Here is a 13,915-nt window from a genome sequence, read left to right as displayed (position 1 = left end):
TCAGTTCCCGGGTTGCTCTCGCAGCAAACTTGCCAAATCATCCGCCTCGACCGGCCGACTCACCAGGTAGCCCTGAACTTCATCGCAGTGCTCGGCCTTCAGAAACGCCAGCTGCTCCGGCCTTTCCACACCCTCGGCAACGACCTTCAACGACAAGCCGTGAGCCATCGCAATGATCGCCCGAGTGATGGCCGCATCCTCACTGCCTTCGCCCAGCCCGCGAATAAACGCCTGATCAATTTTCACGTAATCTACCGGAATCCGCTTCAGATAGCTGAGCGACGAATAGCCAGTGCCAAAATCGTCGATCGCCAGCTTCACGCCCAGATTGCGTAACTGCTGGAACGTCGCAATGATGTGCTCGACGCTGTCCAGCAACTGGCTTTCCGTGAGCTCCAGTTCGAGGTATTGCGGCGCCAGCCCGGTTTCTTCCAGCACCTGACGCACCAAGCTGACCAATTTGCCCTGCCGCAGTTGATGCACGGACAGGTTCACCGACACGCGGATCGGCTCAAGACCCTGGCGCTGCCATTCGCAGGCTTGCCAGCAAGCCTGACGCAGGACAAATTCGCCGATGGGGCCGATCAGCCCGGTTTCCTCTGCCAGCCCGATGAATTCTCCCGGCGGCACACTGCCCATCACCGGATGATCCCAGCGCACCAGCGCCTCGGCCGCGTTCAACCGACCCGTGGCGAGACACAGCTTCGGTTGATAAAACACTTTCAGCTGCTTCTCTTCGATCGCTTTGCGCAACTGGTTTTCCAGCTGCAGACGCTCGAGGGTGCTGGCTTGCAGGCTGTCGGTGTAGAACTGGAAATTGTTGCCGCCCAAGTGTTTGGCGTGTTGCATGGCGATGTTGGCCTGGCTGACCAGCGCGGAGATCTCCCGTGCGTTGTCCGGCAACATGCTGATGCCCATTGACGCACTGACCACCAGCTCGTGGCCTTCGACAGTCACCGGCAGGCGCAGCTTGGTCGACAGGCGAGTCGCCACCCGCGCCAGACTCGACAGGTTGCCGTAGCTGTCGAACAGCACGGCAAACTCATCACCGGACAACCGCGCGATGGTGTCAGCCTCAGGCACCGCATTGATCAGGCGCCGGGCCAGCTTCTGCAACAGTTGATCGGCAACGTCATGACCGAGGCTGTCGTTGAGCAACTTGAAGCGATCCAGATTGATGTGCAGTAACGCCAGGCTGCGGCCGCCCTGACGCATGCGCTGATGGGCTTCGTGCAACCGTTCGCGAAACAGCGATCGATTGGCCAGCCCGGTCAGTTCGTCATAGTGCGTCAGGTATCGCATGCGCTCTTCGGACTCACGCCGTGCCGACAGATCGGCGAAAAATCCGACGATGTGGCTGACATTTCCCCGGGTGTCGCGAACCGCGTTCAGTTGCAGCCATTGTGGGTACAGCTCGCCATTCTTGCGTGTTTCGATCAGCTCGCCCTGCCAGCTGCCATGTTGTTCCAGCGCCTGATGAATGGCCGCGTAATGCCGGCGGGCATCGCGACTGCACGGCAACTCGACGACGTTGCGCCCCAGCATGTCTTCGACGTCGTAGCCGGTGACGCGGCTAAACGCCTGGTTGATTGCGATCAGCGCGTAATCCGGATCGAAGATCACGATGCCTTCACTGGCGGCTTCGAAAACGGTGGCGGCCAGTTGCCGTTGCTCCTCCAGCGCCTTGCTGACGCTGATATCGCGGCGCGTGCCGACCATGCGGATGACCCGGCCGTTTTCGCTGCGCTCGACTGCTCGACCACGGTCCTCTATCCACACCCAGTGGCCGTCGCCATGGCGCACGCGGTACTCGATCTGATAATCCTCGCTGCGGCCCTTCAAATGCTCGACCAGCGCGCGCTTGAGCGCCGGTACATCGTCGGGGTGCAGACGCGGCTTGAGGTGGCGCAGCATGGCCGTGACGAATTCCGGCGCCAGGCCGAACAATTCCTGAATCTGTGTGTGGTGAACTTCGTCGGTCTGCAGGTTCCAGTCCCAGAGGCCCAGCTCGCTGGCTTTCAACGCGAGCGCAAGGCGCGCTTCACTTTTGCTCAGGGCCTGAGTAGCCGCATCGAGTTCCAGGCTACGCTGGGCGACGTGGTCCTGGAGGCCGACCTGAATACCGAGCAGTTCCTCCTCGGCCCGGCGACGCTGCTCGATTTCCTTGGCCAGCGCCTGGTTGAGCTGATCGCTGCAGCTTTGGGCTTTGCGCAAGTGCTCGATCAAGGACTGATTCTGGAAGCGTCGCAGCAACTCACGGTCAATCAACCTATTGACCTGCCAGGCCACTACGCTCAGGGATCCCAGCAAAATCAGACCAAACCAGCCCCAACCCTGCCCTTGTTGGTCACCGCCCCAGAACTGATAGGCAATCGCCGGCAAGAGACAGGGCAAGGTGAAGGACAGGAAGGCCGGCAAACTGACGGCATAGGCCACGCTGGCCGACAGGGCCGCTGCGCCGATCAGGCCGAATACCCAGGCCTGTTGCATGAAATTGTCGACGGGGATCAGTGCGATACCCGCCCCGGCCAACGTCAGACCGGTCATGGCCGAGCCCAGCAAAAACATGCGTCGCCAGACCGGATGGGCCTGACGGTTGGGGATGGCCGAATCGAACGCCGCTACCTGAATCACCCGAAGCGCCACCAACGACAGCAACCACACGAGCCAGACACTCAGCACAAAGTAGCGCTGCGGGCTCCACAGCAGCCACGCACACACCAGACCATTGATCAGCATGAACAGCGTCGGCAGCAGCGAGCCCTGATACAGCAAGCGCGTGCGTTCGACCGCCATCTCCATGGCGTACTGTTTGCGAATAACCCGAGGCTCCACAGTGGGGCCCGACAGGTCGAAGCTGACGGTCATAGGCGTGGTTCTTGTTCTTATCATGATGAGCATGAGCCCGAAACGTGGACGGAGCATACACAAGCCAATGGCCTTACCAAACAGCCCCCGAGCATATATTCGACGAAAGCCCAGGCTGCGTTTACCCGCCAAAAACCCTGCAGGCTAACCCCGCCAATGCCTGTGGCCGGTGACTGACCGGTCGTCCCGCATGTATCTTTCATCGGCTAAAGCAAAGCGATGTTTGCCCGGTGTGCTGCGGCCCCCTAGAATGCCCCGATGCGCGATGATCTCTCCCTTCTGCTGAACTCCCTCAACGATGCCCAACGTCAGGCCGTAGCCGCCGCCGTGGGTCGTCAGTTGGTCCTGGCCGGTGCTGGTTCCGGTAAAACCCGAGTGCTGGTGCACCGTATCGCCTGGTTGATCCAGGTCGAGAACGCGTCGCCCCATTCGGTCTTGTCGGTGACGTTCACCAACAAGGCCGCTGCCGAGATGCGCCATCGCATCGAGCAGTTGATGGGGATCAATCCGGCCGGCATGTGGGTCGGCACATTCCACGGCCTGGCGCACCGCTTGCTGCGGGCGCACTGGCAGGAAGCCGGCCTGAGCCAGACTTTCCAGATTCTCGACAGCGACGATCAGCAACGGCTGGTCAAGCGTGTGATCCGTGAACTGGGACTGGACGAGCAACGCTGGCCGGTCCGTCAGGCGCAGTGGTTCATCAACGGGCAGAAAGACGAAGGCCTGCGACCGCAGCACATTCAGGCCAGCGGCGATCTGTTTCTGTCGACCATGCGCAGCATTTACGAAGCCTATGAGGCTGCGTGCGCGCGCGCAGGTGTGATCGATTTTTCCGAGCTGCTGCTGCGTGCCCTCGACCTGTGGCGCGACAACCCCGGGCTGCTCGCGCACTATCAGAAACGCTTCCGGCACATTCTGGTGGACGAGTTCCAGGACACCAACGCCGTGCAGTACGCCTGGCTGCGTCTGCTGGCCAAGGGTGGCGACAGCTTGATGGTGGTCGGCGATGACGACCAGTCGATCTACGGCTGGCGTGGCGCGAAAATCGAAAACATCTATCAGTATTCCGATGATTTCCCGGATGCTGAAGTGATTCGTCTGGAGCAGAACTATCGCTCCACCGCCGGCATTCTCAAGGCGGCTAACGCCCTGATCGCCAACAATACCGGGCGCATGGGTAAAGAGCTGTGGACCGACGGCGGTGAAGGCGAAGCGATCAATCTTTATGCTGCCTTCAACGAACACGATGAAGCGCGCTACGTGGTGGAAACCATCGAAAGTGCGCTGAAAACCGGCCTCGCCCGCAGTGATATCGCAATTTTGTACCGTTCCAACGCGCAATCGCGCGTTTTAGAAGAAGCCTTGCTGCGTGAACGTATCCCGTATCGCATTTACGGCGGTCAACGCTTCTTCGAACGGGCAGAAATCAAGAACGCCATGGCCTATCTGCGGTTGCTCGAAGGTCGTGGCAACGATGCGGCCCTGGAACGGGTGATTAACGTTCCGGCACGCGGCATCGGCGAGAAAACCGTGGAAGCGATACGTGAACATGCGCGCCATAGCCACGTCTCGATGTGGGAAGCCATGTGCCAGCTGGTGGCCAATAAAGGTTTGACCGGCCGCGCCGCCGGCGCCCTCGGGGCGTTTGTGGAGCTGATAGAGAACCTCGCCGCCAAGTGCATGGAGATGCCACTGCATTTGATGACACAGACCGTCATCGAGCAGTCAGGCCTGATCGCCTATCACCAGGCCGAAAAAGGCGAAAAAGGCCAGGCCCGGGTGGAAAACCTTGAGGAACTGGTCAGTGCCGCGCGCAACTTCGAGAACGCTGAAGAAGAGGAAGACCTCACGCCATTGGCAGCTTTCCTCGGTCATGCCTCTCTGGAGGCGGGAGATACTCAGGCCGAAGAGCATGAAGACAGCATTCAGTTGATGACCCTGCACAGCGCCAAAGGCCTGGAATTCCCTTACGTGTTCCTGGTGGGCATGGAAGAAGGTCTGTTCCCGCACAAGATGAGCCTGGAGGAACCCGGCCGTCTTGAAGAAGAACGTCGCCTTGCTTACGTCGGCATTACCCGGGCCATGCAGAACCTGGTGATGACTTACGCGGAAACCCGACGCCTGTATGGCAGCGAGACCTACAACAAGGTGTCGCGTTTCGTACGGGAAGTGCCAAAAGGCCTGATTCAGGAAGTGCGCTTGTCCAACAGCGTCAGCCGCCCTTTTGGCGGTGGTCAGCAGCAGAGCTCCAGCAGTCTGTTTGGCGGCAGCGAAATCCCGGACACCGGCTTCAGCCTCGGCCAGGCTGTGCGGCACTCGGTGTTTGGTGACGGTGTCATCCTCAACTTCGAGGGCGCCGGGGCTCAGGCTCGGGTGCAGGTGAATTTCAGCGAAGGCAGCAAGTGGTTGATGCTCGGTTATGCCAAGCTGGAAGCAATTTAGTACGGCCTGATCATGACGCTCTGTGTCACAGTGGACGCAGAGCGTCCATGGCGGCGTTACCACGCAGAGCGTGGGAACGATCCGAAGGGGAGCCAGCTCGCTCCGGCAAGATCGCATTCCCACAGAACTTTATCACTCGTCCTACAGACCAACGTTAACAGGCCTTACAGCGCTGACCGAAGCTGAACCCCAGCTGTCAGGCAAAAGCCCGAAACACTCTGCCGCTAGCCAGCAACACTTCAGCTGTGCAACATGGCGCGCGTGCCTTCCACAAATGGGAATTCCCTATATGAAACGTTTTCTTAGCATCGCCATGGCGTTGTGCATCGGCCTGACGATGAGCCTCGACGCCAACGCCAAGCGCTTTGGTGGCGGCAAGAGCTCCGGCGCTGCGCCGACTCACCAGACCAGCCAAATGGCTCCTTCTTCTGCCGCCGGTGGCGCTGCTGCCACTGCCGGTGCGGCCGGTGCCGCTGGCGCTGCCGCCAAAGCCGGCGGCGCTTCGCGCTGGCTCGGCCCTCTCGCCGGTATCGCTGCCGGTGGTCTTCTTGCTTCCATGTTCATGGGTGGCGGCTTCGAAGGCATGCAGATCTTCGATATCCTGATCATGGCGGTCATCGCCTTCCTGGTCTTCCGTTTCATCGCCGCTCGTCGTCGCAAGCAGCAGGCGCATCTGGCGCCGGCCGGCGCACCGATGCAGCGTGAAGTGTTCGAGCAGAAGCCAGCAGGCATGGGTTCGATCTTCGGCGGTTCGGCCGCTCCTGTTGCCGCTCGCCCGGTGATCAACGCGCCAGCCTGGTTCAATGAGAACAACTTCATTGAAGCGGCCCGCAACCACTTCCAGTCCCTGCAGCAGCATTGGGACGCAAACGAGATGGACAAGATCTCCGAGTTCGTGACCCCGCAACTGCTTGAGTTCCTCAAGCGCGAACGTGCTGATCTGGGTGACGGTTTCCAGTCCACTTACATTGATAACCTCAGCGTTCAGCTGGACGGCGTCGATGATCGTGCGGACAAGACCATTGCAACCCTGACCTTCAGCGGTCTGTCGAAGACGTCGCGTTTCGACCAGGGCGAAGCATTCAGCGAAAGCTGGAACATGGAACGTCCACAAGGCGAGAACCAGCCTTGGCTGGTGGCCGGTATCCGCCAGAACGGCTGAACCGACCCGCAGTAAACGTGTCGCAATAAAAAGCCCCGGCCTTTGGCCGGGGTTTTCTATTTCACGGTTGCATCTATTGCGAGCTACTGTATAAACCGCCCCAACCAAACCGCGCCAACAGCAAGAGGATCCCGGACGTGGAAGAAATCATCGAACAACTACGTGAAGCCAACGAACCAGTACCGGTCCCCTTGGAGTTGCCCGACGAAGACGTTCTGGTCGAAATCGAAGAACAGCTGTTCATCGACATTCCGTTTGTCTTCAGGGAGTTTCTGCTGACGGTCAGTGACGTGGTTTACGGCAGCCTGGAACCGGTGACCGTCACCGATCCGCAATCCCATACTTATCTGCCGGACGTGGCTGCCAATGCCTGGGATGTGGGCGTTGATCGTAGTCTTATCCCTATCTGCCAGGACGGCGACGACTACTACTGCGTCGAAGAAGACGGCACCGTGGTGTTGTGGCAGGCGGAAGAAGAGCTGATCGCTGAAGAGACCTGGGAATCGGTGTGGCACTGGGCGCGGGATGTGTGGCTGGAAAGCTGAGCAAACCGAAGCTCCGACTGTGTAGCAGCTGGCGCAGCCTGCGTCCTGCTGCAAAGCAGTCGTAAACCCGGTTGAGCCGCTCAACCAAAAATGCTTCGTCGACTCTTTTTACGACTGCTGCGCAGCCGGACGCAGGCTGCGCCAGCTGCTACAGGTGGGATCAATGACCTGTGGAGTCCTTGTGATTATCAAGGGTTTCCAACAGCGCTACTTGCATGCGCGTGTGCACGCGGATGAACCAGCGCCACAGCAGCGCCGCTACAGCAGCCGCCACCACCACGATCAACATCAGCAACTCGTTGGTCGGCAAAATGCTCGCCGACAAGGCTGCCAGAAGCAGGAAAATCACCAGCAGCGAGAGGATCGGGATGACTTCGGCGATCACCCGACGCACCCGCTCCGTATGGCGCCCCGCCATTTCCGGCTTCACGCCCATCTCTGCCAGCAACATCGACAGCGCCTTGAGCTTGCGGTAAGCCGCAATCAGGAACGGCAGCGACAGCAGCAGCGCGCCACCCCAGATCAACGCCTTCTGCCAGCTCGGGTCGCTGATCCAGTCCTGAATGTATGCCGACATACGCTCGGCAAAAAAAGCACCGCAGATGAAAATGGCAATCACCAGTGCCAGATTCACCCCTACCTGCAGCAAAATCCGCCTGATCATCGATGCCAGCAGCGCGCCCTCGCCCTGCGGTTGAATGCTGCGCAGCCATTCGCCGTACATGCTCAACACGCGTCCAAGCCGTTTCGGCACGACGGCGGCAAGCTTGATCGACAGTGGATCGGCCGCCCGAATCAGGTAGGGCGTCAGTAGAGTGGTCAGCACGGAAACCGCCACTGCGACCGGATAAAGAAAGTTGCTGGTGACCTGCAGGGTGATGCCCAGCGACGCGATGATGAAGGAGAATTCGCCAATCTGCGAAAGGCCCATTCCTACGCGCAATGAGGTGCGTCCATCATTGCCGGCGATAAAAGCACCCAAGCCGCAGGACACTATCTTGCCGAGTACGACGGCGACAGTGATCACGGCGATGGGCCAGGCGTATTCCAACAGGATCATCGGATCGAGCATCAGCCCGATCGCGACGAAGAAGATCGCGCTGAACAGGTCGCGAACCGGTTCGATCAACCTTTCGATTTTCAATAGCTGACGGGATTCGGCCATGATCGCGCCGATCAGGAACGCGCCGAGCACCATACTGTATTCAAGTTTCACTACCAGCAGACAGAAACCAAAACACAGGCCCAACACCGTGATCAGGAGCATCTCGTTGCTATCGAATCTGGCCACGTAGGCCAACAGGCGCGGCACCAGCAGAATGCCGATGACCAAGGCGACGATCATGAACAGTGACAGTTTGCCGACCGTTGAAAACACTTCACCGGAACTCACCGTACCGCTGACGGCGATGCTCGAGAGCAAAGCGATGATGCCGATGCCAAGAATATCCTCAACAATCAGCACGCCGAAGATCAGCTGAGCGAAGCGTTCGTTTTTCATCTTCAAATCGTTAAGCGCTTTGACGATGATGGTGGTCGAGGAAATCGCCAGGATTGCGCCGAGGAACAGCGAGTCCATGGTGTTCCAGTCAAACCAGCGGCCGATTTCATAGCCGATCCAGATCATCAGCACGATTTCCAGGAACGCCGCGATAAACGCCGTGGCGCCGACCTTGAACAACTTGCGCAAACTGAACTCAAGCCCCAGGCAGAACATCAGGAAAATCACCCCCAGCTCGGCGAGTGTCTTGATGGTTTCTTCATCGTGGATGAAGCCGAAGGGCGGGGTATGGGGGCCGATAATGAAGCCTGCAACGATATAGCCGAGAACCACCGGTTGTTTAAAGCGGTGAAACAGCACCGTCACCACACCCGCAACCAACATGATTACCGCCAGGTCCTGAATAAAACTGATGGCATGCATGGTGGGGGCTCCTTGGGGACAGAGCTCAGTCGCCGAACGCAGGAAATGTCTGACTGAGCAGAGTAAAAATCCGGTTTACGTGTAGGAATCGCCCTTGATACGAGCATTTGCAGGGTAACACCGCGACTTCCGGCAGAAAGGCAGTGCAATATATGGAAACAGATCGATTAAGCGTGACGGCAGTGTCATGCCCGGCGTCCCGATAACTGTGGTTTGCAAAGACCCGTCAGGCACCCGCAGAGGTGCACATTTCCCGAACCTGCCCTGAACCTTGAGAACGCTATGGAACCCGGAAACGCCCAGCTGTCGATGACAGTATTGATGACTCCCGACATGGCCAACTTCTCTGGCAATGTTCACGGCGGCACCCTGCTCAAGTACCTCGACGAAGTCGCCTACGCCTGCGCGAGCCGTTACGCAGGTCGCTACGTGGTGACGCTGTCGGTGGATCAGGTGATTTTCCGTGAGCCGATTCACGTCGGTGAACTGGTGACCTTTCTGGCCTCGGTCAACTACACCGGCAACACGTCCATGGAAGTCGGCATCAAAGTAGTCACCGAAAACATCCGCGAGCGCTCGGTGCGGCACACCAACAGTTGTTTCTTCACCATGGTCGCGGTGGATGACCAGCGCAAACCCGCGCCAGTCCCTCCGTTGCAGCCGCAGAATAGTGAAGACAAGCGCCGCTTCATCCAGGCTCAGCAGCGCCGGCAGATCCGCCAGGAACTGGAAAAGCGTTATCAGGAAATCAAGGGCGACGTCTGAGCTGGTCTTATAGCCTGACGGTGTTCTTTAAAGAGTCTTCGCGAGCAAGCCCGCTCCCGCACTGGATCTTCCGTGGACACATCTTTGTGCACGACGAAGATCAAATGTGGGAGCGGGCTTGCTCGCGAATGGGTTTGCCGCCGCCTTCAAAGGCTGATCGCAGTCGCCTCGAACCGTACTCGCGGATGCGCAATTCTATCCTGCGCTCGCACCAATTGCAGTTCGTAGCTGGCGCACGCCTGAGTCTCGAGCAGCACCTCATGCACCGCCGCCGCTGCGAACTCAAAAGCCGCCACCAGGCTATCGCCCAAGAGCACCCGCGCCAGAAACAACCCTGAAGTCAGGTCGCCGACGCCCACCGGCTGGCGCGGGAACGCCAGCAGCGGGCGGCGCAGATGCCAGCTCCCCTCTCCCGTCACCAGTAACATTTCGAAGACGTCCGCCGGTTTGCCGGGATAGTCCAGATGCTTGACCAGCACCGCTTTCGGACCTCGAGCCAACAAGGTGCGCGCCATCGCCAGGCAATCGAACAGCGATTGCGGCTTGCGTCCTGTAAAGCTGTCCAGCTCCAGTTGGTTCGGGCACATGAAATCGGCCATGGCGGCGGCTTCCTCCAGGAGGAAATCGCTGACTTCGGCCGGCACGCTGCAGCCTTTTTCCGGGTGACCCATCACCGGATCGCATAGATACAGCGCGTTGGGGTTGGTCGACTTTATGCGCGCCACACCGATGAGGATCGCCCGGCCCTGAGCCGCACTGCCGAGGTACCCGGACAACACGGCGTCGCAGTTGCCCAGCTCGCCGATGGCGGCGATGCCTTCGATCAACGCGGGAATCTGCTGCGGCGCCAGCACTTCGCCGCTCCACTGACCATACTGGGTGTGATTGGAGAACTGCACGGTGTTGAGCGGCCAGACATTCACCCCGAGCCGCTGCATCGGGAAAACCGCCGCACTGTTACCGGCGTGACCAAACACCACGTGGGACTGGATGGCGAGCAGATGGGGCGTTCGTTTCATGCGTCAGTTCCGCCAAACGGTTGGAATTCAAGCCGCGCAGTATGCGACGAAACGCAGCCTGTACGACACACCGGCGAGGCAGTTAAGCTGACGCTATCTTGTTGGAGCACCCTGCTGATGCTGACCCTCGGAAATATCTTCGTGCTGATGCTGCTCGCCGCTGGCGGCGCGTGGCTGTGGCACAACCATGGCTTGCGCGAACGGGCGTTGGAGCGGGTCAAGCAACATTGCGGCAAACTCGGCATCGAGCTGCTGGACGGCAACGTCGCACTGAAGAAAATCGCGTTCATCAAAGACGCCAACGGCCGTCGACGGCTGGCCCGCGTGTATAACTTCGAGTTTACGGTGACCGGCGAAAGTCGCCATGTTGGCACTATTACCCAGTTCGGCGCACACAGTGCGCAGATTGAACTGGCACCCTACCCGATGCCTTTTGACGACACGCCGGTTGTCGACGACGTGGCGAAGCCCCGGGCGCAAATCATCGAGTTGAGTCAGTGGCGGCAGGAACACACCAAGTGGCGGCCCTGAATCAAATGGTCAACCCGAACGGCAATTGAGCAGCGCTGCCTGCAGGGCGTCAACTTCCTGCGGTTCATTGAAGATCAATTCGATCCGCGAATCATTCCGCCACTCACTGGGTCGCCATTCCAGGCCTGAATTATCCAGCGCATTCGCCGAGACCCAACCCTGACTGCTGTGAATCACCAGCTTCGCGCGCCGCCATTGCAGACTTTGAAGCCATTCAGCGATCCGCGCTGACTCGAGAACCTGCGCGGGATGCCAGCGCCAGCCAATGCTCCAACCGCCCTCCTGTGCCTGACTTGAGCAAATTGGCAGCGAGGGGTCGGGCCAGACCGCAGGCATCCGGGCGAAACCCTTGGGGACAACAAAGTTATCCACACCCGCCAGTGCTTTCGTCCCGAATCCTGGAAGTTTCTCCAGGGGCAGCGCGGCCTGGCGGGTCCAAACCACAGGAAGTGAAGGTAATTGTGAAGCGATTCGCTCGCGGGCGGACTCGTCGAGGCCTTCGGACTTGTTGAGCAACAATAATCCTGCGCTGCTCAACGCCTCCTGCTGCGCCGCTGGCAAGCGTTTGCCGGCAGCAAGTGCCTGAGCGTCGAGTACCAACACACACGGCTGCACGGTCAACACACCAAGCCACGGCGCCTCGCTCAACTGCGCCAGCAACTGCGCCGGGTGACCGAGGCCCGACGGTTCGATAAACAAACGCTCAGGCCGCGCCTTGCGCAGCAACCGTCCAAGACCGATCTGAAACGGCGCACCGTTGACGCAACATAAACACCCACCGGCCACTTCTCCCAATGCGATACCCTCGTCATCCCGGGTCAGCAACGCAGCGTCGAGCCCGATCTGGCCGAACTCATTGATGAGCACTGCCCAACGTTCATTCGGCGGTCGCTGCGCCAGCAGATTTTTGATCAGGCTGGTTTTACCAGCGCCCAGTGGCCCGGCAATAACGTGTGTGGGAATGTTATGCAGCATGGTGATGTTATCTAAGGAGACAAGAATGGGGTTGAGGGGATTGTCGTTGTTGTTGGCGCTGATGTCAGGCGAAGTGTTGGCTCAGGCATGTGTGGTACATAGTACAGCTGAACGACTCGACGTGAAGGTCTGCCAACAGAACCGCACCATACCGCAGAAGCTCTTCGCCGATGGCTTCTGCCAGCCCAACCTGCCCGGGCAGAAAGTCGAAGTGCAGTACGTCGATGAGTGTCCTGCCGGCGCTTTTGGCGTATGCAGCAACGCGCAAGTCGCCAACATGCCGTACCGGCAGGACATTCACTATTACGGTGTGGCCACGGATGCAGCCTATTTGAAACCGTTTTGCGAAGGCCAGAGCCAGGGTACGTGGCTCAAGCCCTGAGGCAGATGCAGAGCCTAAGCTGCTTCGTCATCGTGCCAAGGGCCAAACGGGTCAGGCAGCTGCAGCCAGGCCGTCACGCCTGAAGCCATCTCAGCATCTGTCAGAAGGCAGTTATCCAGCGCTGCGGTAAGCAATTCAAAATCGATGTTCTGACCAATGAACACCAGCTCCTGCCGGCAATCGCCGGTGGCCTGCGTCCAGTTTTTCATGATTGCTGCAGTACTTTCTGCGTCCTCGGGCCATTGGTTTTTCGGCACGAAGCGCCACCAGCGACCGGCAAACCCGTGGCGCATCAAGCCACCTGCCTGAGACCAGCTTCCGGCATCCATGTGCTTGCTCGCCAACCAGAAGTAACCTTTCGAGCGCAGCAGCTTGCCGTTGGTCCAGTGCCCGTCGATAAAGTCGAAAAAGCGTTGCGGATGGAAGGGTCGCCGGGCCCGGTAGGCCGTGCTGGCAATGCCGTATTCATCGGTCTCCGGCACATGTTCACCGCGCATTTCACGCAACCAGCCCGGCGCCTGGGCGGCTTTGTCGAAGTCAAACCGGCCGGTGTTGAGGATCTTCTGCAGCGGGATTTCACCCATGACCATGGGGACGATCTCTGCCTGTGAGTTGAGTCGCTGGAGTATCGCCATCAGCTCTTGGCGCTCGTGGCTGCCGATCAAATCGATCTTGCTGATCAGGATGACGTCGGCGAATTCAATTTGTTCGACCAGCAGGTCAGTGATGGAACGTTCATCCTCAGTACCCAACGTTTCGCCACGAGACGCGAGGCTTTCAGCAGCCTGGTAGTCGAGCAGGAAATTCACACCGTCGACGACGGTGACCATGGTGTCGAGCCGGGCAATATCGGCCAGACTCTGTCCGCTGTCGTCGCGAAAAGTGAAGGTCTCGGCCACGGGCAGTGGCTCGGAAATACCGGTGGACTCGATCAACAAGTAATCAAAACGCCCTTCCTTGGCGAGCTTGCTCACCTCTTCCAGCAAGTCTTCGCGCAACGTGCAGCAGATGCAGCCGTTGCTCATCTCCACGAGTTTTTCTTCAGCGCGATTCAGGCTGACGTCGCGCTGAACATCGCTGCCGTCGATGTTGATCTCGCTCATGTCGTTGACGATTACAGCGACCCGAAGATGTTCACGGTTGCGCAGTACGTAGTTGAGCAGCGTGCTTTTGCCGGCTCCGAGAAAGCCTGAAAGAACCGTAACGGGGAGTCGATTGGGCATCGGGTATTCCTCAAGGGGAGACTGAGCGAGCGCCCTTTACGGCAAGCAATATGATTGCTTCGGCAAAAAGGCGTGGTCG

The 13,915-nt window shown here is 59.2% G+C and carries 11 protein-coding genes; 6 read left to right on the top strand and 5 right to left on the bottom strand.

Going from position 1 to position 13,915, the window contains the following annotated elements:
* Window positions 1–2,868: a putative bifunctional diguanylate cyclase/phosphodiesterase gene (locus tag ACYZTS_RS07470; protein ID WP_028620397.1), complete on the bottom strand. Its 2,868-nt coding sequence runs from the start codon at window positions 2,866–2,868 to the stop codon at window positions 1–3.
* Between the two features lie 258 nt (window positions 2,869–3,126).
* Between ACYZTS_RS07470 and uvrD the strand changes: the two genes are divergently transcribed.
* The 3 genes from uvrD (at window position 3,127) to ACYZTS_RS07455 (ending at window position 7,017) form a co-directional block, all read left to right on the top strand.
* Window positions 3,127–5,310: a DNA helicase II gene (gene uvrD, locus ACYZTS_RS07465; RefSeq protein WP_461995068.1), complete on the top strand. Its 2,184-nt coding sequence runs from the start codon at window positions 3,127–3,129 to the stop codon at window positions 5,308–5,310.
* Between the two features lie 289 nt (window positions 5,311–5,599).
* Window positions 5,600–6,472, top strand: a complete 873-nt coding sequence (locus ACYZTS_RS07460; protein ID WP_461995066.1) for a Tim44 domain-containing protein — start codon at window positions 5,600–5,602, stop codon at window positions 6,470–6,472.
* Window positions 6,473–6,609: 137 nt separating this feature from the next.
* Entirely contained in the window at window positions 6,610–7,017 is a 408-nt protein-coding gene (locus ACYZTS_RS07455; protein ID WP_028620394.1) for an SMI1/KNR4 family protein, read from the top strand.
* Window positions 7,018–7,177: 160 nt separating this feature from the next.
* On the opposite strand, the gene ACYZTS_RS07450 is transcribed toward ACYZTS_RS07455, so the two are convergent.
* Window positions 7,178–8,941 carry a cation:proton antiporter gene (locus ACYZTS_RS07450; protein WP_028620393.1) on the bottom strand — a complete coding sequence of 588 codons (1,764 nt, stop codon included), beginning with the start codon at window positions 8,939–8,941 and terminating at the stop codon, window positions 7,178–7,180.
* Between the two features lie 282 nt (window positions 8,942–9,223).
* Here ACYZTS_RS07450 and ACYZTS_RS07445 point away from each other — a divergent pair, with 282 nt between their 5' ends.
* Window positions 9,224–9,706 carry an acyl-CoA thioesterase gene (locus ACYZTS_RS07445; RefSeq protein ID WP_150582384.1) on the top strand — a complete coding sequence of 161 codons (483 nt, stop codon included), beginning with the start codon at window positions 9,224–9,226 and terminating at the stop codon, window positions 9,704–9,706.
* 146 nt (window positions 9,707–9,852) lie between these two features.
* Here ACYZTS_RS07445 and pdxY read toward each other — a convergent pair whose 3' ends face one another.
* Window positions 9,853–10,725, bottom strand: coding sequence for a pyridoxal kinase PdxY (pdxY, locus tag ACYZTS_RS07440; protein WP_461995063.1), 873 nt, complete (start codon window positions 10,723–10,725; stop codon window positions 9,853–9,855).
* A gap of 117 nt (window positions 10,726–10,842) precedes the next feature.
* On the opposite strand from pdxY, the gene ACYZTS_RS07435 reads away from it, so the two are divergent.
* Window positions 10,843–11,256 (top strand): DUF3301 domain-containing protein, encoded by a 414-nt coding sequence (locus ACYZTS_RS07435; RefSeq protein ID WP_461995061.1) that lies wholly within the window; start codon window positions 10,843–10,845, stop codon window positions 11,254–11,256.
* A gap of 9 nt (window positions 11,257–11,265) precedes the next feature.
* Here the strand turns inward: ACYZTS_RS07435 and ACYZTS_RS07430 are convergent, their stop codons facing one another.
* Window positions 11,266–12,231, bottom strand: a complete 966-nt coding sequence (locus tag ACYZTS_RS07430; RefSeq protein WP_461995059.1) for a CobW family GTP-binding protein — start codon at window positions 12,229–12,231, stop codon at window positions 11,266–11,268.
* Window positions 12,232–12,256: 25 nt separating this feature from the next.
* Here ACYZTS_RS07430 and ACYZTS_RS07425 point away from each other — a divergent pair, with 25 nt between their 5' ends.
* Window positions 12,257–12,613, top strand: a complete 357-nt coding sequence (locus tag ACYZTS_RS07425; RefSeq protein WP_461995057.1) for an NADH:ubiquinone oxidoreductase — start codon at window positions 12,257–12,259, stop codon at window positions 12,611–12,613.
* Window positions 12,614–12,627: 14 nt separating this feature from the next.
* On the opposite strand, the gene zigA is transcribed toward ACYZTS_RS07425, so the two are convergent.
* On the bottom strand, window positions 12,628–13,836 hold the full coding sequence (zigA, locus tag ACYZTS_RS07420) for a zinc metallochaperone GTPase ZigA (RefSeq protein ID WP_461995055.1): 1,209 nt from the start codon (window positions 13,834–13,836) through the stop codon (window positions 12,628–12,630).
* Window positions 13,837–13,915 lie beyond the last annotated feature (79 nt).

The organism is Pseudomonas sp. TMB3-21, assembly GCF_054898145.1.
The sequence above is the reverse complement of the archived record's forward strand: the minus strand, read 5'-3'. Positions and strand labels throughout refer to the sequence as shown.

What these genes read in the sequence shown, in the direction of transcription:
- ACYZTS_RS07470 (WP_028620397.1), bottom strand. Translation starts at nt 2,868, where the DNA reads ATGACCGTCAGCTTCGACCTGTCGGGCCCCACTGTGGAGCCTCGGGTT.
- uvrD (WP_461995068.1), top strand. Translation starts at nt 3,127, where the DNA reads ATGCGCGATGATCTCTCCCTTCTGCTGAACTCCCTCAACGATGCCCAA.
- ACYZTS_RS07460 (WP_461995066.1), top strand. Translation starts at nt 5,600, where the DNA reads ATGAAACGTTTTCTTAGCATCGCCATGGCGTTGTGCATCGGCCTGACG.
- ACYZTS_RS07450 (WP_028620393.1), bottom strand. Translation starts at nt 8,941, where the DNA reads ATGCATGCCATCAGTTTTATTCAGGACCTGGCGGTAATCATGTTGGTT.
- ACYZTS_RS07445 (WP_150582384.1), top strand. Translation starts at nt 9,224, where the DNA reads ATGGAACCCGGAAACGCCCAGCTGTCGATGACAGTATTGATGACTCCC.
- pdxY (WP_461995063.1), bottom strand. Translation starts at nt 10,725, where the DNA reads ATGAAACGAACGCCCCATCTGCTCGCCATCCAGTCCCACGTGGTGTTT.
- ACYZTS_RS07435 (WP_461995061.1), top strand. Translation starts at nt 10,843, where the DNA reads ATGCTGACCCTCGGAAATATCTTCGTGCTGATGCTGCTCGCCGCTGGC.
- ACYZTS_RS07430 (WP_461995059.1), bottom strand. Translation starts at nt 12,231, where the DNA reads ATGCTGCATAACATTCCCACACACGTTATTGCCGGGCCACTGGGCGCT.
- ACYZTS_RS07425 (WP_461995057.1), top strand. Translation starts at nt 12,257, where the DNA reads ATGGGGTTGAGGGGATTGTCGTTGTTGTTGGCGCTGATGTCAGGCGAA.
- zigA (WP_461995055.1), bottom strand. Translation starts at nt 13,836, where the DNA reads ATGCCCAATCGACTCCCCGTTACGGTTCTTTCAGGCTTTCTCGGAGCC.